Raw genomic sequence first — 18,448 nt, 5'->3', positions numbered from 1 at the left:
GTGAGGTAAGGAGAGCCGCCGCCGCCGTCAAGCCGTTGCCCCGTCCAGCACGGCGTCCATCACCTCATCTGCCACTTCCATGAGCCGCGCTGCATCCGTCCAGAGCAGGGCGCAACGTACCGTTTTTCCGGGATGAACCGCGCGGAGCAGGGCACGATAGGTCGCCAGCTGGCCGATATACACTTTCGCCACTGCAGCAACGTCTTCCGGCGGCGGGCGATTGGTCTTGTAGTCGACGATCAGCACTTCGCTGTCCGTCACCACCAGCCGGTCGACCTGGCCGCGCACGATCACATTTCCGGGAAGATCCGGCGCCCGGCCGACCAGCGACACCTCGGCCCGGCTGCCCGGTCCGAACAGGGGCGCAAAGTCGGGATGATCGAGAATGCCCAGCGTCTCTTCGATCATCACCTGCCGGTCGGTGTCGGAGAAACCGGGCTGCGCCGCGACAAAGCGCTCGGCCGCCTCACGCCGGCGCTCGCGGTCCAGGTCCGGCAGGGTCTGCAGGAGTTTGTGGATCACATCGCCGCGGCGGAAACGGTGCGCGCCTGGATCGGCGAGCGGCGAGAGCACCGGCGGTTCGAAATCCGCCTCCTCGCCACCGAGGAAGCTCGACGGCGCCACACCGCGCACGCCGGACTGTTCGCTGCGCGCCGGAATGCACGCCCAGTCCGGAACCGCCATGACCGCGCGGCGGGCCCGTTCGGCCTCGCCCAGCGCGACCGGCGCAGGACCGAAACGCAGGCCCGCGCCGATGTCCTCGATACGGGCGGACAGCGGCGTGTCGGTCTCGTCCCAGCCCTCCCCGCCCCAGTGTTCGGCCAGGCGCGCATACCAGCTGTCATCGGAAATCTGGCCCAGCGCACCAGTGCCCTGACGCCAGCCGCACACGATCAGCCGGTCCCTCGCACGGGTGAGGGCCACATAAAGCAGACGGCCATGCTCGGCTTTCAGGCGGTTGGCGGCCGTCTCGCGCAATTCGGCCACGGCCGGCGGATCCTCCGCCTTGCGCTGTGACCAGATCAGGCCGGCTTCGGGGTGGGTCAGGATCGCATCGCCCTTGCCGGTGAGCGGCGAGCGCGTCGTGTCCGGCAGGATGATCACCGGCCGCTCCAGCCCCTTGGAGGCGTGAACCGTCATCACCTGGACCTCGTCCCGGTCATGGCTCATCTCGCGCTTGAGCTGGGTGTCCTCGGTCCCGATCGCAGCGAGGAAGGAAGACAGTGCCCCGCCGCCTTCACGCTCGTGATCCAGCGCCCGCGCCAGGAATTCCTCCAGCGGATCGCACGCCTCCTCGCCCAGGCGTGCATAGACCCGCGCCCAGCGCGTCTCGCCCGTCGGCGTGCGCGCATTGAGAAAGCTGGCGAAGAGATCGTAGAGCCGGTCGCTGTCAGCCGCATCGCGCACGGCCTTCAGGGCCTCGCGCGCTTCGAACAGGCGCGGATCGTCGCTGGTGAAGAGCGCGCTCCACAGCGTGCCGCGGCGCGTGGAGGTGCGGCGGCGCGCCAGATCGAGCAGCACATCATCGTCAATCGCCGGCGGACCGCCGTCGGCAGGATCGAAGAAGGGCGATTTGAGCAGTTCGGCCAGCGCCAGATCGTCGCCCGGCGTGATCGCGAAGCGCGCCAGCGCCAGCATGTCCTTCACCGCCGTCTGCTCCTTGAGCACCATGCGGTCGGCACCCGCCACAGGCACGCCCTTCAGCTTGAGCTGGCGGATCACTTCCTCGAAGAAGCCGCCGGTGCGGCGCCAGACCAGGATGGCGATATCGCCGGGCCGGACGGGGCGCTGGCTGAACGCGCCGCGCGCCTCTTCCCAGACGCCGTCACCGCGCGCCAGCATGGCGCGGATCTCCTCGGCGACCGTCTCGGCCAGGATATCCCGCGCCGAACCGCGCGCGCTCGAATCGACCGGATCGAAGATCGAAGCCTCCTCGACGCTTTCCGGCTTGGGCACGGCGGGCCAGAACTCGACACAGCCGGGCGTATTCATGCGCGCGGCACGATGGCTCTGATAGCGGGCAAAGGGGCGGTCTGACGCCTGGAATTTCGTCTCCGGCGCCATGAAGGCAGCGGCTTCCGGCGCGAAGGCCTGGTCCACAGCGGCGAGGATTTCCGGTGCCGAGCGGAAGGACACATCCAGACCGGGGCGTTCGAAACCCAGCTCGGCCGCGCTGGCGGCCGCGGCAAGACGGTCGCCTTCCTCCATGAAGCGGGCCGGCTCGGCGCCCTGGAAGGAGTAGATCGACTGCTTTTCATCGCCGACGATGAAGAGCGTCCGTCCGCTTTCGCGCGCGCCCGCACCGGCGAAAAACTCCGCCGTCAGTCCGCGGATCATGTCCCACTGCCGCGGCGCAGTATCCTGGGCTTCGTCGATCAGCGCGTGCGCCAGCGTGCCGTCGAGCTTGTAGCCGACCCAGCCGGAAAACGCGTTCTCTGGCCGAAGGAGATCGCCGGCCAGCCGGACGAGATCGTCGAAATCAAGCGCCCGGCGGCGTTGCAGCTCGTCCTCATAGGCCTCGACAAAGCGCGCCGCGATATGGATCGCCGCCGCGCTCGCTTCCGCAACCGCCGCCGCCCGGACCTGGTCGCGGACCTTTTCCAGCCGGGCACATTCGCGCTCCAGCATCGGCTTCACGGTCGGCGCGACCTTGTCGCAGCTGGCGGTTAGCAACGACTTGGCCGGCGTGCCGCGCCCCTTGTCGGTGAAGAAAACCTGGACGTAGAGATCGAACGCATCTTCCGCGCGCGCGGATTTCAGGGCCTGCTCGATCAGATCGGCGCGCCCGGCATCGGTCTTGCCGCCATGATTGCGCTGGACGATCACGGTCTCTTCGAGATGATCGTGCGGCGCCTGCGCCCAGGCTTCGGCCTTCAGCGCATCCGCCGTAGCACCGGTCTCCAGACCGAGCGTCGCATAGAGTGTGTCGACCAGCCCGTCCGGACCGCCCGCCCGGTCCAGCGCATCGCGGAAATCATGCCGGCGGCCGCGGGCCCACCCCATGATGGAGGCGAACGCGTCCGGCCCGCCTGTGCGCAGCACCAGATCCACCGTTTCCTGCGGCAAGGCACACAGCACGCGCTGGCGTGCAGCATCGATCCGCCGTGCCGCCTCGGCCTCGTCCAGCGTGTCGAAGCCGGGCGGCGCGCCGGCTTCCAGCGGGAAGCGCCGCAACAGGTTCTCGCAGAAGGCGTGGATAGTCTGGATTTTCAGGCCGCCCGGCGTTTCCAGGGCGCGGGCAAACAGGCGGCGGGCATCCTCGATCTGCCCGACCGGCAAATCGTCATGACCCAGCTGTTCCTTCAGGTCGCGCTCGAGCTCCTCCGCCCCGGCGACCGACCAGCGCCCCAGACGGGTGAAGAGACGATCCTTCATCTCGGCCGCGGCGGCCTTGGTATAGGTGACGCAGAGAATTTCCTCCGGCGCGACGCCCTGGAGCAGGATGTTCACCACCCGGTCGACCAGCACGCGGGTCTTGCCCGAGCCGGCATTGGCCTCCACGAAGACGCTGACACCGTGATGGGCGGCCCGCTTCTGGGCGTCGGACGCAGCCGCGCGAATCGTATCGTCGAAGCCGGGCGCGTTCATGTGTCGCCCTCCGACCCGTCCGGCGCGCTTGCCCACTCGCCGCGGCGAGCGAGATGGTCGAAGTCGCCGTAATCATTGGTATACTTGGCACGCGTCTGGCTTTCATACGGCATCGTTTCGTCATCGAAACGGGCGATCCAGCCGGTAAGATCTTCCAGTGCCTTCTCCGCCATCTCCATGGCATCGGGCTGGTTGCGGCCACTGTCCACGCGCCGCTCCTCGCCGCCCTTCGCATTGCCCGGCAGCGCCAGATAATAGAGCCCCGCCACCGGCGCAGCCGCCAGATCGGGAAAGCCGTTCCCGGTCGCCGCGATCGCCGCCGTCAGCGGCAATTGCGGATCGAACCCGGCGGCGACTTCCTTGGGCGAAGCACTGGAGCCGGTCTTGTAGTCGATCACATCTATCCGGCCATCGGGGTGGCGGTCGAACCGGTCAGCCCGCCCATAGAGCACGAAATCGCCGGCCGGCCCGTCCAGTGTCCGCTCGCCCCGGATCTCCACCTGGTCGACCGTGATGCCGAGATCGCGACGGCGCCGTTCCCAGGCGACCAGCCAGGCCGCAGCCCGGCGGAAGCGCGCGAGCTCCACCGCCATCTCGCCCGGCTGGAATCCCCATTCAAGGAGATAGGGTTCCGCGGCCGCGACGAGCTGGTCCTCGGCATCGGCGGGCACGGCAGCGCGCCAGAGCGGAACCACATCCTGCAGCGCGGCGTGCAGGGCCGTCCCGCGCTCACGCGCGCCCGGCGGCATGTCGGCCGGATCGAGCCGGCGCAGGCCGAGAACATGGCGCGCGAAGATGGAATAGGGGTCGCGGACCCAGGTGCGGATTTCCGTGATCGACAGCTTGCGCGGCCGTTCGGCAACGGGCGGAGACGGGGCAGGCCTCGGTGCCGGTACAGGTGCCCTGCCGGTCTCGTCGAGCACGCGCGCCAGGGCGAGATAGTCGGTCTTCGGCGCCAGCGCGGCTGCGGCCCCCACTTCGCCCAGCGCGCCGCTGGCCAGCGTCTTCAGGCGCCAGACCCAGCGCGAGGCAACAGTCGGCGCGCCATCGGCCTTGCCCGCCCGGGTCAGGATCACATCAGGCGCGGCAGCCAGCTGTGCGAAATCGTGCGCGGCCAGGCCATAGCGGCGCTCCGGCGCGCCCAGCTTGGCCGCGATCCGCATGCCGCGGGAGAGCCAGGGGTCCGCGCCCAGTCCCGCCGGCCAGACGCCTTCATTGAGCCCGGCGAGGATCACCCGGTCGGCCGAGATCAGACGCGCTTCCAGCGGACCGAGAACCTGCAGGCGCGGATGCACGCCCAGCCTGGGCGGCACGCGCCGCGCGCCGATCAGTTCGCGCACGGCTGCGGCATAATCGGTCAGCGACATCTCCGGCAGGCTGTCGCTCTCCTCCAGCAGCGAACGGACCAGTCCGGCCGCCGCCTCACCGCCTTCCCCGCCCCACAGCGCGCCCTCGCCCTGCGGTGTTGCCGACAGGGCCTCCGCCGCGCGGGCATGCGCTTCCGCCCAGGCGGCCGCGCTGCGCGTCGCACCGTCGATCAGCGGCGCGAAGGCTTGTTCCAGACGGTCGAGCAGCGTCCGGACCAGCGCCTTGTCGTCGTCGAACAGCTCGACATATTTGCCGTCCAGCCGCTGGCGCACGGCGGCAAGATCATGTCCGGGCCGCGCACCGCGCAGGGCTTCAGCCTCGAACTTGGCCAGGACGGTGTGGACCATTCCGCGCGGATAACCGGCGCTGAACAGGGGTGAGCTCCACAGCGCCGACAGAGCGACAACGCTGCCGGGATCCTCGGCCACATCGAGCAGGCGTGTCAGGAAAGCCCCGGCCGGTGTCTCGGCCAGCGAGGCGCCGCCGGAATCGTCCAGCTTCACGCCGAAGCGGGTCATCTCGGCGGAGACCCGCCGCGCCAGCGCGCGGTCGGGTGTGACGAGGATGGCGGTGCAGTCGGGCGTCTCCAGCGTCTCGCGCAGCATCAGCGCACAGGCCCGCGCCTCGCTGATCGGATCCGGTGCCTCGATCAGTGCGAGGCCCGACAATGCGCGTTCGAAAAAGTCCTCGCCGAAGCGCCCGCGCAGATGCCCGATCCGCGACATCCATTCATCCGTCGTCCCGGCCGGGCGCAAGGCCTCGGCAATCAGCCGGCGACGCATCTCGGCGGGACGCGCCTCGGCAGCACCCGGCCAGGCACGAACGTCGGACCGCGCCACCCCGCAGCGAGCGACGAATTCCTTCATCGCCCATTGCGGGTGCACGTCGTCAATGGCGGCCCAGGCGGTATCATCCGCATCCCAGTCAAAGCCGGGCAGCACGACAGCGCCCTGCGGCAGGCCGGCGATCACCTGCATCAGGTCGCGGGCCGCCGGGATCGACCCGGTCGAGCCGATGGCGAGCACGGGATGATCGGGCGGGCTGGTCTGCCAGCGCTCGATCAGCTTGCGCAGGACGAGCGAGCGACGCGCCGCGGCATCGGTGAGGCCCAGCTCGGCCAGGCGCGCCGGCCAGACACGCTGCACGATGTCGATAAACTCGACCGCCTCGCGCCGGTCGGCCGGCAGATGATCGCGCATGGCCTCGTCGATGGCGGACAAGTCGTTGACTTCCTCGGTCGCCAGATCGTCCATCAATGCAGCCAGGGGTTCGGCCAACGCCAGCGCTCCGCCGATGCCGATCGGCCGGCCCAGGGCGGCTTCCTTGGCCAGTATCAGCCGCGCCAGTTCGAACCGGCGGCGGGCGGGCGAGACGGGCGGCGGCGCAATGCCCGCCAGCTCGCCGGGCTCGAAGGGCGGATCGTCGACATCGACATCGCCGATCGGCCGGATCAGCGGCAGAAGCGCGACGCCGGTACCGGCTTCCTCGGCGAAGATGTCGCCCAGCGCCTTGGCCGCCCGGCGGGTCGGCGTGAGGATCAGGATACGGGTCAGGGCATCCGGATTGCCCGCCGCATCGAATTCGGCGCGCAGGGTGCGGGCAACGGTGCGAAGGAAATCGTCCTGCGGCGGCAGGGTGAAGAGGCGCGGGGCCGGCGTATCGAAGATCCGCGCGCTCACCCTTTCAGCCGCGCCTCGGCCTCTCGCAGGGCGCCCGGGTCGCCGACATGCATCCAGAAGCTCTCCATGGCGATGCCATGGACACGTCCCTCCGGCTGCAGTGCCTTCCAGATCTCCATCATGGAGAAGCGCTCGGCCTTGCGGCCGGCCAGAATGCGCGGATGGACGATATGGACACCGGCAAAGGCGTAGGGGGCCGACGGGGCTGCGCCCCGGAACCGCACCTGCCCCTCCGCTTCGAGGAAGACATCGCCGGCACCGCCAAAGCCGAGTGTGCGTTCCATCGGCGCGAGGAGCAGGAGCACATCCATCCGCTCCGGATCCCAGGCCGCCTGCATGCGGTCGAGTTCGCGCGCGCCCTCATCGACCCAGACCGCGTCAATATTGGAGACGAAGAACGGATCATTGCCCAAGGCAGGCAGCGCCTTCACCACGCCGCCGCCGGTCTCCAGAACCTCGCCGGTTTCGTCCGAGATGGCGATGGCCGGCGTGCCGGTATGGCGTTCGAGATGAGCGCGCATCAGCTCCGGGAAGTGGTGGATATTGACGACGCAGTCCTCGACACCCGCCGCGGCGAACCGCTCCAGCGCCCAGTCGACCAATGCCTTGCCGCCGACCTCGACCAGCGCCTTGGGCCGCTCATCGGTGATCGGCCGCATCCGCGTGCCCAGCCCGGCGGCCAGGGCCATGCCCCGTGTGATCCGCGTCATTTGTGCGCTTCCAGCAGCACGGCGCCGGCATGCGCCTTGACCCACAGGTTCAGCTCCATCAGCGCGGGATGCTGGATATCGCCTGCGAAGTGGCGGGCGACGCGCGGCAGCATGTCGAGATAGCGCGCCTTGCCGTCGCGCACCGCCAGCCGCACGAAAATGCCGAGGATCTTGGCATTGCGCTGGGCCCCGAGGACGGCATAGGCGGCGTCGAACCCGGCCGCATCGCGCAGGCCGGCACGCTCGACGAAGCGCGCCTTCAGCGGCACGGCGAGCTTGCGGTCGACATTGCGGCGGGCGTCCTCCAGCAGGGAGACGAGATCATAGGCCGGATGGCCGATCAGCGCGTCCTGGAAGTCGAGCAGGCCGACCGAAGCCTCGCCCTGGCGCTCCGGCAGATAGATCAGGTTCTCCGCATGATAGTCGCGCAGCACGAGGCCGGGCGGGCAGTTTTCCAGCCGGCCGAAGGCGCGGGTCCAGATGGCGCGCCATTCGTCCAGCGCCGCCTCGGACAGGGTCACGCCCGCATGCCGGCCCAGAAACCATTCGACGAAGAGATCGGCCTCGGCCATCAGGGCCGTCGCATCATAGGCCTGCAGCGGCCAGCTCTGCCCGCCGGCCTCGACCGCATCGGGGAAGCTGGACCGGTAGATCGCCGCCAGAGTGTCGACGGCGGCGGCATAGAGAGAGCCTTCGTGCATCTGGTCCGGCAGCAGCCGCGCGAACAGCGCGTCACCCAGATCTTCGAGCAGCAGGAAGCCGTGTTCCAGATCGCTCGCCAGGATGGACGGGGCAGAAAAGCCACGCTCGCACAACGCGTCCGACAGTCCGGCAAAAGCCGTCAGGTTCGGACCGGCCAGACGCGCCTCGGCATTATAGCCGAGCGCCTTGCGTTCTTCGGGGCTGGCATCGGGCGGGCAGGCAGGCGCCTCGGCGCCGGAGGGCGCATCCATCAGCATCGCCGTGCGCGCGCCGTCGGCCAAGCGGACATAGCGGCGCGTCGAAGCATCACCGGCCAGGGGGTGGCGCTGTGCCGTGGCCCAGCCGGCTCGGTCGAGAAACGCGTCGAGGGCGCGATCGCGATCAGATGTCGTCAACTCTTTCCTCCCACCGGCCATACCCCGTTATCCGGGCTTTGCGGCCTGACTCCAAGTCGGTGTTTTCACCGCTCAACAGGATTTCCAGACGGTCCGGCGGCAGCCTGTCGCCCAGGCGGTCCGGCCACTCCACGAGACAGATCGCCGAGTCGAACGCGTCGTCCAGTCCAAGCTCGTCGAGCTCGGACGGGTCCTCGATACGGTAGAGATCTGCATGCCAGACCTCGTCGCCCGCATCCGTGTCATAGACCTGGACCAGCGTGTAGGTCGGGCTGGGCGCTTCCTCGATTCCACACAATTGCGCGATCACGGCGCGAGCGAGCGTGGTCTTGCCCGCCCCCAGATCGCCGGTCAGAAGCACGGCATCGCCGGGCGCTAGTACCGCGGCCAGGCGGGCGCCGAGGCGGCGTGTGGCTTCCAGTCCATCGAGGTGATGCGTGTGTGAAGACCCCATGCCATGCGATTAGCGAAGCCCGGGCGCAGCGGCAAGCGGTGAGGCTGTATCTTGACTCTGCTGTGAACGCTGTTCATGTCCATGGCGGTTCACGGAGTTACGCATGCCGAAGATCACCTATATCGAGCACAACGGTACCGAGCACGAGATCGACGTTCCCAACGGCCTGTCGGTCATGGAAGGCGCGGTGCGCAACCTTGTCCCCGGTATCGACGCCGATTGCGGCGGTGCCTGCGCCTGCGCGACATGCCACGTCTATGTCGACCCGGCCTGGGCGGACAAGACCGGTTCGCGTGAACCCATGGAAGAGTCGATGCTGGACTTCGCCGAAGACGTCCAGGAGACCTCGCGCCTGTCCTGTCAGATCACCGTGACCGACGCGCTGGACGGCCTGATCGTCCGCATGCCGGAGCACCAAGGCTAGCGCGCCAGGCGTCCTGCTTCCAGCTGCAGCGCCTCGCGGATGGACAGCGGTCCCAGGAGCGCGACCTCGTAACCGCCGGCCGCAACCTCGATCGTGGATTCGCGGAAGGTGAAGATGAAGTGCCGCAGCTTGCGGAAGCGCTCGCCATTGTGCGACGGGCGAATACTGTCCACCTGTCGCAGCGCATCGATCCAGTCCGACCGGCGCACTTCAAACGCACCGCAGGGATAAAGCCCTCGCGACGCCAGCGGGTGTCCAGACAGTGTCTCTTCGCCCGGCGGCCCGGCCTTGTGGGCATGAGGCCGGACGAAGCGGATGGCGGCAACCGGCAGGTCGGCGGTGTCGAAGTCGATGGCGCGTGCCGTCTCCCCGTCCCAGTCGGGATCGGTGTCCTGCATCAGATAAACCAGGCTCATCCGTCCCTCGCAGGCCGACAGCATCGGACAGGGCGCACCGAAATCGCATTCAGGGATATCGTCGAGCTCGATCAGCCGGGGCGTGCGCCGGAACGGCCACATCGCCCCCGCCTCAGGCGCGGCCCGACGCCGGGCGGCGGGCCAGGTCGAGTTCCGGCGGCACGGCATTGCCATGCGGTTCCGACGGGAAGTGACAGGACACTTTGGTGCCCTTGCCCGGCTCGGACTGCAGCTCCACCCAGCCGCCGTGCAACTGGGCGATTTCCTTTACCAGGGACAGGCCGAGGCCGGCGCCGCCGCGCTCGCCGCGCGAGAAGCGTTCAAACACGGTCGCCTGTTTCTCCGGTGCAATGCCTTCACCGTCATCAGCCACCCAGAGCGTCAGCTGGTCTTCCGAGCGGCGCGCACCGATGGTCACTTCGCCACCGGTCTGGACGTGCCGGATCGCATTCGACAGCAGGTTCATCGCGACCTGCTTGATACGGTTCCGGTCGGCGCGGATCAGGCCGGACGCGCCCTCGACATCGACACCAAGCTTGATCGAATGATGGTCGGCGCGCGCCTGAATGAGCTCGGCGGCCTCGCGCGCCACATCGGCCACGTCGACATCACCCAGATCCAGTTCGAGCTGGCCGGCATCGATCGCCGCGACATCGAGAATGTCGTCGACCAGCTTGGCCAGATGCTCGGCGGCCATCTGGATCGCCGCCATCGGCTCCTTCTGCCGATCGCTCAGCGCCCCGGCAAAGCCCTGGGCGAGCATGTCGGCATAGCCGTTGATCGTGGTGAGCGGCGTGCGCAGCTGGTAGCTCACATGTTCGACGAATTCGGTCTTGATGCGCTCGGAGGTTTCCAGCGCCTCGGCACGTTCGCGCAGGGCTTCCTCGATGCGGCGGCTGTCGGTGACGTCATCCCAGCAGATCAGCGTCGCGCCATCGGGCAGAGGACGGGTGAGATAGGTCAGCACGCGATCGTCGGACCGGCGCATCTCGCCGGTCACCTGCTTGCGGGCCTGCGGGCTGGGATCGGTGACGCGCGCCTTGATGTCGTTCCACACCCGGTCGTCGGCAAACAGCGCGGCGCAGGTCTCGGCGACCTGGTCGAACTCCGGCTGGCCGTCCAGCTCTTCGGCCTCGAAACCCCAGATATCCTCGAAGGCATTGTTGTGCAGCTGCAGGCGGCCATTCGCACCGAACACGGCGACCGCCTCGTGCAGCTTGTCGAGCGTGGCGCGCTGGACATTGATCAGCGTGTTGTAGCGGGCGCGCAGGGCGAGCTCGTCGGTCTTGTCCTCGAAGATCAGCATCAGGCCGCCCAGCGGGTGGCGTTGACGGGCAACGCGCAGGGTGCGGCCATCGGGCAGCGGCCACAGCTCGTCCGGCGTCTCGTCGGTCGGCGGCAGGTCGTAGCGGGCCAGCTCGTCGGTTTTCCAGCCGGAATAGTCCGCCTGTTCGGGCAGCAGCCGCTTTTCGCGCATCCGGTCGAGGAACTGGCCATGGCCCGGGCGCTCGTTCAGCCAGGCATCGTCCAGCTTGAACAGGCGCGAAAAGGCCGTGTTGTAGAAATTGAGACGCTTGGACCGGTCGAACACCACCACGGCCTCGGCCATGTGGTTCAGGGTTTCGTCATGAGCCCGGCGGAAGCGCGCCAGATCGGACTTGGCCTCCTCGGCTTCGGTCGAATCGATTGCGAAGCCGGCGGCTCCGCCCGATACCGGGAAGACAAGGAACTGCATCGAGCGGCGGCGGCCCTCGACAACGACCGTGCGGGTTTCCGACACGGGTTCACCCTGCTCGGCAGCCTGCACCGCCTGGTCGGACATGCCCGCATCCAGTGCCGTCTGCTTTTGCAGCACCGTATCGAGATCCTTGCCCTCGACGGCGGCGACATAGGCCTGGTTCACCCATTCCAGCCGGCCGGACACATTCATCCGCCAGGCCGGAACCGGGGCGCGGCCCAGCATGTCCAGAAAAGCCATCGGGTCCTTCGAAACCAGCCGTCGCGCCTCTTCCATGCGGCCGCGGGCATTGGATTCCTCCAGCCCCCGGATCGTCGCGTCGGACAGCCAGACGACCAGCTGGGTTCCGGCAGCGCGGCCGTCGGCTTCCAGGAAGCGGCCGGACGGCCCGAGAATCGTCAGCGAGAAGGGCTGGCCCTTCTGCGCAAGCTCGTTGAAGCGCCGGCGCAGCGTGGTTTCGTCACCGCCCGCGGAGCGCGCTTCATAATCCGCCAGACCTTCCATCAGGATGCCGGCGGGATTGGGACCATCGGTCGCTTCGGCAAAACGCAGCAGGGAGGCCAGGGCGACGGAGGAGCCGAAGATGCGCGGCTGGCCCCAGCCCGTATCGCTTTCGTCGAAGGTAGCGTCGTCCCAGACAAGTACGAGGCCGGGATGGGCGCCGAACACGCTGTCGGCGCGGGCAAGACGGTCTTCCAGCTCGGCCAGCTTGCGGCGCCAGACCAGCTGGGCCGTGCGGGCGCCGGCCGTGAGACGGTAGGCCCACAGCCCGACGGCGACGGCGAAAGCCATCGCACCGACGGTGACAATGAGCGTCACGATCTGAAATGTCTGTCCCGTCATCGAGCTGTCCTGGGCGCGGCCCTTTGCCCACCCATGTCGGGTCCGCGCGAATCAGCATGATACCGGGCGCGCGAGTCCGGGGCGATGCCTGAGGCCGCAAAAATAATTAACGCTACAGCCGCAACAGCACGCGTCTAGCGCAGGGCGACTTCACCGGCGCGGAATTCGAACATGACCACGCAATTGTCCAGACGGTCCACACCCGCGTCGAGCGGGCGGAACTGCCAGGCGCGCACGGTCTGACGGCTCTCCCGGTTGAACGGGCCGTCCGGCACGGCACGCGCGATGCGGACATTGTCGACATCGCCATTGGCCTCGACATCGAACCGCACCACGACCCAGCCCTGCCGCCCCAGCGACCAGGCACGCACGGGATAATCGGGGATATCGGCCGAGACCGCTGCCAGCGTGGAGCCGCGGCAGTCTTCGGGCCCGATCAGGCGTTCGACATTGGGCGGAACCGGGAATTCGTCGCGCGGGATGAAGGGGCCGCGCGTCGCGCCTGTTCCGGGCAGCGGTATCGCCTGCGGCACCGCCGTGCAGGACGAAAAGGCAAGAAGGAGGGGGATCAGGATCGCGCGCATGACCGGCAAGCTATCGCTTTATCCGGGTCACTCAAGCCGGTTCCTCACGGCCGCGGCAAGACGAACATTTTGTTAAGAGAGGATTAAGGCGTTCAATTTTCGGCCCCGAACTTGTAGGGTTCGCCTTCAATTGGGTGAGGGACGCGCCGATTTGATCCATTCCGGCACGCGGACCTGGTGTATGACCTGATGTCAGAGGTGCGTTGAACCATGTCTTTGTTACCAACCGCGCATGCCGGGCAGGCCTATGGCGCCCGCCGGATCGACTTCTTCACGATTTCCGGAGAAATCAGACAGGCTGACGGCGCGTCCGGACAATTGCGCGACGATGACGGCATGGATCACGATATCCGGCTGGCCGAAGCGTCCAATGCCCTGACGCCGGGCGACAGCGCCACGATCCTGCGCGTGCAGGCCGGCCCGAACCGCCGCTCCCGCCCGGCGGCCCTGATCAATCACACCCGCGAGACCTGGGTCCGCACGACACCGGACGCGACGACGCTGCTGGCCCGCTCCGGCGTGACGCGCGGCTTCAATTGGTGGCTTTCGGTCCTGCTGCTCGCGCTCACTGCGCTCGCTGCCGTCTGGCCGCTGCTGCACGCTTTCCTGACGGAAATGAATGGCGGCATGATGGCCGGCATCCCTGCCTTCAGCATCATGGACGAGCTTGCGGCCGTCGCCCCGGGCCTGGCCGGCTGGCGCCTGGAAGCCGCGCTGCCCACCGGCCTGCTCGACGCGATCGCCGGCCTCGGCTTCGTGCCGATGGACCAGCTCACGGAATGGGGGATCGCAATCGGTGGCGGCGTGCTCGCACTTGTCGCCTATCTCGCGCGGTCCTGGCGCCTGCTCTACGTGCCCGCCTTTGCCGCATTCGCCGTCATGGCGGGTGTTATCTTCGGCGGGGTCGGGGCGACGCTCGCCCTGATCGGCGGCGCAGTCCTTCTCTTCCTTGCGGCCGGCTTCTTCAACCGGGTCCGCGATGCCGGGCGTTTCAATGCGCGCGTCGAACGTCTGGCCGGACATGTTCTGCGCAATCCGCCGCAGGAAAGCGTGCGCGGCAGCGATGCCGGCGGTGTCGCCGCTGCAGCCGCCACGGCGGCGGTTGCGGCCACGGCTCCCGCCGATACTGCAGCCCGGCCGGAGGATGATACGGAAACGACCGCGGACGACGCAGAAGCGGCTGAGCCCGCCGATGACGCGGCCAATGGTGAAGCAGAGGCCGGACCGGAACTGGAACTGCCGCCCGCGGCAGCTGACGGCGATCCCAGCCCGACCGCCGAGACCAGCGCCCGCCCCGGCGATGCCGGCGAAGCAGAAGCCGTGCATGCCGAAGACGAGACCGCCAGTTCGGCTGCGGCCGATGATGAGATGGACGATCAGTCGAGCACGGCTGATGACGCGACCCCGGACGCCGAGGCTGCACCCGTTCCGGCGGAAGCGGATGACGCGCCCGTTGCGGCCGAGACCGAGCCGGAAACCGGCAACACAACCCCGGCCCCGGTCGAAGCCGTGCTGCCGGCCGAGATCGCTGTGGTCGAGCCGGCTGCCGAAGACGACGCCGAGCCGCCGGTCGAGGCGGAGGCGGATCCGTCTGTCGCGTCCGACGATGACGCTGCCGCCAGCGACGCGGCGCCCGAAGTCGAAGCGGCCGAACCGCAGGCCGGCGCTGCCGGGACCCCTGAACAAGCCTCGGAGACCGCCGAGCCGGAAACGGCGACACCCGCCGAGACCGCGGCCCCGGAAGAGGATGACGATCTTCCCAGCCTTGATGCCGTTGCCGCGGCTGCCGCGCTGAGCGCGGCCGAGCAGGGCTCGGACGATGACGCACCGGCCACGGATGCCGATGAGGCCGAAGACACCGCATCGATGGAAGACGAACGCACCATGCCGCTCGCTTCGCCTCCGCCCATGCCGGCTTCAAGCCAGCCAGCCGTTCAGGCCGGAGCAGCGGACACATCCGATGCTGACGCAACAGCGGCGGCCGAAACGGCCGGTGCCACGCCTGCAGAACCGGCCGGTCTGCCTGCAACCCCGTCGACCTCGCCGGCGCTCGATGAGGTCGAGTCGCGCGTGGCTGCGGCCGTGGAAGCGGCGGGCAATGCAGCACCGGCTGCGGCGGCGCCGGTCGACGACCCGCTGTTCGACGATGACGGGAATGACCCGATGCTGCCGGCGCGCCAGGCAGGCGACACGGCGCCCGGCACCCCGGACCTGGATGTCGAGCGCAGCGAAGCGGACACGCCGGCGTCCTGACAGCGGCACCACCGGACACGAAAAGGCCCGCACATCTGCGGGCCTTTTTCATGCGCAATGCCGGGCGGAGGCGGCGTCAGTCTTCCTCGTGGAACCCCGCCTCGACCAGCTCGGTCAGGGAGTCCGCCGCCTTCTCCGCGTCGGGACCGGACGTCTCGATGCCGATCTCGGAACCCTTGCCTGCCGCCAGCATCAGCAATTCCATGATGGAGTCGGCATTCACCCGTTCGCCGTCGCGCGAGACGTGGATCTCGGCGTCGAAGCCCTGCGCCATCTCGACGAATTTGGCGGCTGCCCGCGCATGCAGGCCGCGGGCATTGCGGATCACGGCCCGCCGGGCAATCTGGGTCACTTGCCGGCCCCTTCCAGCACATTCGAGGCAATCGCGATATAGCGCTTGCCGGCGTCCTCGCCCATGCGGGCCAGGCTGTCCAGATCGGCCCGCGAGCGGGCCTCTGCGAGCTTGATCAGCATCGGCAGGTTGACCCCGGCAATGACCTCGACCTTGCCCGGATCCAGCAACGAGATCGCAAGATTGGACGGTGTGCCTCCGAACATGTCGGTCAGCACAAGCACGCCTTCGCCGCGATCCGCGTCGGCAATGGCCTCGCGAATGTCGGCACGGCGCTTTTCCATGTCGTCATCCGGTCCGATGCAGACAGCCAGAAGCGCATCCATGGGGCCCACCACGTGTTCCGTGGCGGCCACGAATTCATCAGCCAGACGGCCGTGAGAGACTACGACGACTCCGATCATGACGGATATCTAACCGCGCCTTGGAACGGCGGGAAAGCGTCTTTTTGCAACGGTCGGATCAATTTGTCAGTCAGCCGTGGCTGCAGGAAGCTCCACGGTGAAGCGTGCACCGGCGACCCCGCCCTCCTCGGCCCTGCGGTTCGAGGCGGTGATACGGCCGCCATGCGCCTCGACAATCTGGCGCGCAATCGCCAGGCCCAGGCCGGAGTGCGTGCCGAAGGCCGCGCCACGCGGGCGCTCGGTATAGAAGCGCTGGAAGACGGTCTCCAGATTGGCCTCGGGAATGCCGGGCCCTTCATCATCGACCTGCACCAGAAGGCTGGGCCGGCCATTGCGATGCCCCCGCACCAGCCGCACCCACACCTTGCCGCCCTCGGGGCTGAAGGTCATGGCGTTGTCGAGCAGATTGCGGAAAACCTGGCCCAGCGGTCCGTCGCGGCCCAGAACCAGCCCGTTGCGCACCTTGCGCTCGATCACGATCTCGGCGCGCCGACCATCCATCGCGTTATAGGTGTCGGCCAGCTCGGACAGCAGGCCGGCCAGATCGAACCGGCCGACATCCTCGCGCGCCAGTTCCGCATCGACCCGCGACGCACGCGAGATATCCGAGATCAACCGGTCCAACCGGCGCACATCGGCGAGGATAACGGCGAGAAGCTTGTCGCGGCGTTCCGCATCGCGCGCATTGGGCAGGACTTCGGCAGCCGAGCGGATCGAGGTCAGCGGGTTCTTCAACTCATGCGACACGTCGGCGGCGAAGCTCTCGATCGCGTCGAGCCGATCATAGAGCGCCTCGGTCATGTCGGAGAGGGCAACGCCAAGCTCGCCGATCTCGTCATTGCGCGAGCGCAGATCGGGCATTTTCACGCGGCGGCCGCCGGCCCGCCGGGCTTCACGCGCCGCACGGGCCAGACGCCGTACCGGCCGGGCGATGAAGACTGTCAGTGCCAGCGACGACATGGTCGTCACCAGGGCGGCGATCAGTATGAAGGGCAGGAGCGCACGCCGTTCCGCCTCGATCAGACGGTCGAGGTCGTAGCTCTCGATGGTGACGACGCCCACAACCGCGCGCACGGGCTGGATCGGGATCGACACGGACACGACACGGCGGCCATCGGCTTCGCGGCGTACGCCGGCGACGATCTCGCCATTGATGACCTGGCGTACCTCGTCTACCAGATCCCGGTCGAGCGCGGCGCGCTCCTCGGGCGAGCGCAGCAGGTTGGACACCGTATCGAGTATCCGGCTGGGCAGGCTGCGGGCCGTATTGGCCAGATCCGGGCGCGGCTGGCCGGGCGGGGGCAGCACGGTTTCCTCGAACACATCGGCCAGCAGATGGCTGTCGGCAACGATCTGCCCGCCCTTGTCGAAAACGAGCACGCGCGACTCTTCGGGCACGTAGAGCTGGCGCAGGATAGCCCGCGCATCGTCATTGCGCAGCACGGGCGCCGGCGCGCCGTCGGACGCGCCCTCGGCCAGGACATTGGCGATCAGCTCACCCTGGGCCCGCAGCGAATCCAGTTTGGCATTGACCAGGCCGCGGCGGGTCTCGGTCAGCGCCAGCATGCCGGCGACCAGCACTCCCAGCGCCACGAAATTGGCGACAAGGATCAGCTGGGCCAGCCGCGAGCTGGGACGCGGCGTCAGATTGCGCAGGACCGTACCGGCCCGGCGCAATCCGCTTCGCCAGGATGCCGTGTCAGTCTTCCTTATAGCGGTAACCCACCCCGTAGAGGGTCTCGATGGCGTCGAAGGACTTGTCGACTTCGCGGAACTTCTTGCGGATGCGCTTGATGTGGCTGTCGATCGTCCGGTCATCGACATAGACCTGGTCGTCATAGGCCGCATCCATCAGATTGTCGCGGCTCTTCACATAGCCCGGGCGCGTCGCCAGGGCCTGCAGGATCAGGAATTCGGTGACCGTCAGACGCACGGGCTCGCCGCCCCAGGAACAGGCGTGGCGATTGGGGTCGAGCACCAGGCTGCCGCGCTCGAGCGGCTTGCTGTCGCCCGGCTCCAGCGGGCCGCTGCCGACCGGCGCATCCTGTCCGCGGGCACGGCGCAACACCGCCTTCACCCGTTCGCCCAGGAGGCGCTGGGAGAAAGGCTTGGTGATATAGTCGTCGGCACCGAGATTGAGCCCCAGAGCCTCGTCGAACTCGTCATCCTTGGAAGTCAGGAAAATGACCGGGATGTTCGAGGACTGGCGCAGGCGGCGCAGAAGTTCCAGACCGTCCATCCGCGGCATCTTGATATCGAAAATACCCAGGTCCGGCGGATCTTCTGCCAGGGCCGTCAGCGCAGACGCACCATCATTGTACGTGCGCACGTGATAGCCCTCGCCTTCGAGGAAAATGGAAACCGATGTGATGATGTTCTCGTCGTCGTCGACCAGTGCAATCGTAGCCATGCTGTCTCCGGGCTCGGTTATGTCCAGGCCGTCATGGAAACCTGAATTTGTGGCGACAATAGACACGCACTGCACATCGCGCCAAGCATCGAGCGCCGATTATCCCCATGGTTCACCGGGTTTTAAGT

14 protein-coding genes are annotated in these 18,448 nt (G+C 67.9%); 2 read left to right on the top strand and 12 right to left on the bottom strand.

All coding sequences use genetic code 11. The features are described 5' to 3' along the window. Positions 1 to 27 precede the first annotated feature (27 nt). The 5 genes from addA to tsaE are packed head-to-tail and all read right to left on the bottom strand — an operon-like array spanning position 28 to position 8,896. Positions 28 to 3,588, bottom strand: a complete 3,561-nt coding sequence (gene addA, locus PKE71_RS13395; protein ID WP_271187495.1) for a double-strand break repair helicase AddA — start codon at positions 3,586 to 3,588, stop codon at positions 28 to 30. Further along, complete coding sequence (gene addB, locus PKE71_RS13390) at positions 3,585 to 6,635, bottom strand: double-strand break repair protein AddB (protein WP_271187494.1); 3,051 nt, start codon at positions 6,633 to 6,635, stop codon at positions 3,585 to 3,587. Before addB ends, addA begins: the two co-directional genes overlap by 4 nt. After that, on the bottom strand, positions 6,632 to 7,345 hold the full coding sequence (locus PKE71_RS13385) for a nucleotidyltransferase family protein (RefSeq protein WP_271187493.1): 714 nt from the start codon (positions 7,343 to 7,345) through the stop codon (positions 6,632 to 6,634). The genes addB and PKE71_RS13385 overlap by 4 nt, the downstream gene beginning before the upstream one ends. Beyond that, entirely contained in the window at positions 7,342 to 8,442 is a 1,101-nt protein-coding gene (locus PKE71_RS13380) for an aminoglycoside phosphotransferase family protein (protein ID WP_271187492.1), read from the bottom strand. The genes PKE71_RS13385 and PKE71_RS13380 overlap by 4 nt, the downstream gene beginning before the upstream one ends. Continuing rightward, positions 8,429 to 8,896: a tRNA (adenosine(37)-N6)-threonylcarbamoyltransferase complex ATPase subunit type 1 TsaE gene (gene tsaE, locus PKE71_RS13375; protein WP_271187491.1), complete on the bottom strand. Its 468-nt coding sequence runs from the start codon at positions 8,894 to 8,896 to the stop codon at positions 8,429 to 8,431. The genes PKE71_RS13380 and tsaE overlap by 14 nt, the downstream gene beginning before the upstream one ends. A 103-nt stretch (positions 8,897 to 8,999) precedes the next feature. On the opposite strand from tsaE, the gene PKE71_RS13370 reads away from it, so the two are divergent. Next, the gene (locus PKE71_RS13370) at positions 9,000 to 9,320 is read left to right on the top strand and encodes a 2Fe-2S iron-sulfur cluster-binding protein (protein WP_271187490.1); all 321 of its coding nucleotides are present in this window, start codon (positions 9,000 to 9,002) and stop codon (positions 9,318 to 9,320) included. On the opposite strand, the gene PKE71_RS13365 is transcribed toward PKE71_RS13370, so the two are convergent. The 3 genes from PKE71_RS13365 to PKE71_RS13355 form a co-directional block, all read right to left on the bottom strand. Then, the gene (locus PKE71_RS13365; RefSeq protein ID WP_271187489.1) at positions 9,317 to 9,838 is read right to left on the bottom strand and encodes a hypothetical protein; all 522 of its coding nucleotides are present in this window, start codon (positions 9,836 to 9,838) and stop codon (positions 9,317 to 9,319) included. The genes PKE71_RS13370 and PKE71_RS13365 overlap by 4 nt on opposite strands. Positions 9,839 to 9,848: 10 nt before the next feature. Further along, positions 9,849 to 12,317: a sensor histidine kinase gene (locus PKE71_RS13360; RefSeq protein ID WP_271187488.1), complete on the bottom strand. Its 2,469-nt coding sequence runs from the start codon at positions 12,315 to 12,317 to the stop codon at positions 9,849 to 9,851. 134 nt (positions 12,318 to 12,451) lie between these two features. Next, positions 12,452 to 12,901 carry a TonB family protein gene (locus PKE71_RS13355; RefSeq protein ID WP_271187487.1) on the bottom strand — a complete coding sequence of 150 codons (450 nt, stop codon included), beginning with the start codon at positions 12,899 to 12,901 and terminating at the stop codon, positions 12,452 to 12,454. Positions 12,902 to 13,111: 210 nt separating this feature from the next. On the opposite strand from PKE71_RS13355, the gene PKE71_RS13350 reads away from it, so the two are divergent. Next, the gene (locus tag PKE71_RS13350) at positions 13,112 to 15,154 is read left to right on the top strand and encodes a TVP38/TMEM64 family protein (RefSeq protein ID WP_271187486.1); all 2,043 of its coding nucleotides are present in this window, start codon (positions 13,112 to 13,114) and stop codon (positions 15,152 to 15,154) included. 76 nt (positions 15,155 to 15,230) lie between these two features. Here PKE71_RS13350 and PKE71_RS13345 read toward each other — a convergent pair whose 3' ends face one another. From PKE71_RS13345 to PKE71_RS13330, 4 genes are all read right to left on the bottom strand, one after another. Next, complete coding sequence (locus tag PKE71_RS13345; RefSeq protein WP_271187485.1) at positions 15,231 to 15,506, bottom strand: HPr family phosphocarrier protein; 276 nt, start codon at positions 15,504 to 15,506, stop codon at positions 15,231 to 15,233. Next, positions 15,503 to 15,910, bottom strand: a complete 408-nt coding sequence (locus PKE71_RS13340) for a PTS sugar transporter subunit IIA (RefSeq protein WP_271187484.1) — start codon at positions 15,908 to 15,910, stop codon at positions 15,503 to 15,505. Before PKE71_RS13340 ends, PKE71_RS13345 begins: the two co-directional genes overlap by 4 nt. A 66-nt stretch (positions 15,911 to 15,976) precedes the next feature. After that, positions 15,977 to 17,587, bottom strand: a complete 1,611-nt coding sequence (locus PKE71_RS13335) for a stimulus-sensing domain-containing protein (protein ID WP_271187483.1) — start codon at positions 17,585 to 17,587, stop codon at positions 15,977 to 15,979. Positions 17,588 to 17,609: 22 nt separating this feature from the next. Beyond that, a complete protein-coding gene (locus PKE71_RS13330; RefSeq protein WP_271187482.1) occupies positions 17,610 to 18,320 on the bottom strand; it encodes a response regulator transcription factor in 711 nt (236 codons plus the stop codon). Positions 18,321 to 18,448: the final 128 nt, after the last annotated feature.

It is taken from the genome of Maricaulis virginensis (assembly GCF_027922185.1).
Taxonomy (GTDB): Bacteria; Pseudomonadota; Alphaproteobacteria; order Caulobacterales; family Maricaulaceae; genus Maricaulis; species Maricaulis virginensis.
The sequence above is the reverse complement of the archived record's forward strand: the minus strand, read 5'-3'. Positions and strand labels throughout refer to the sequence as shown.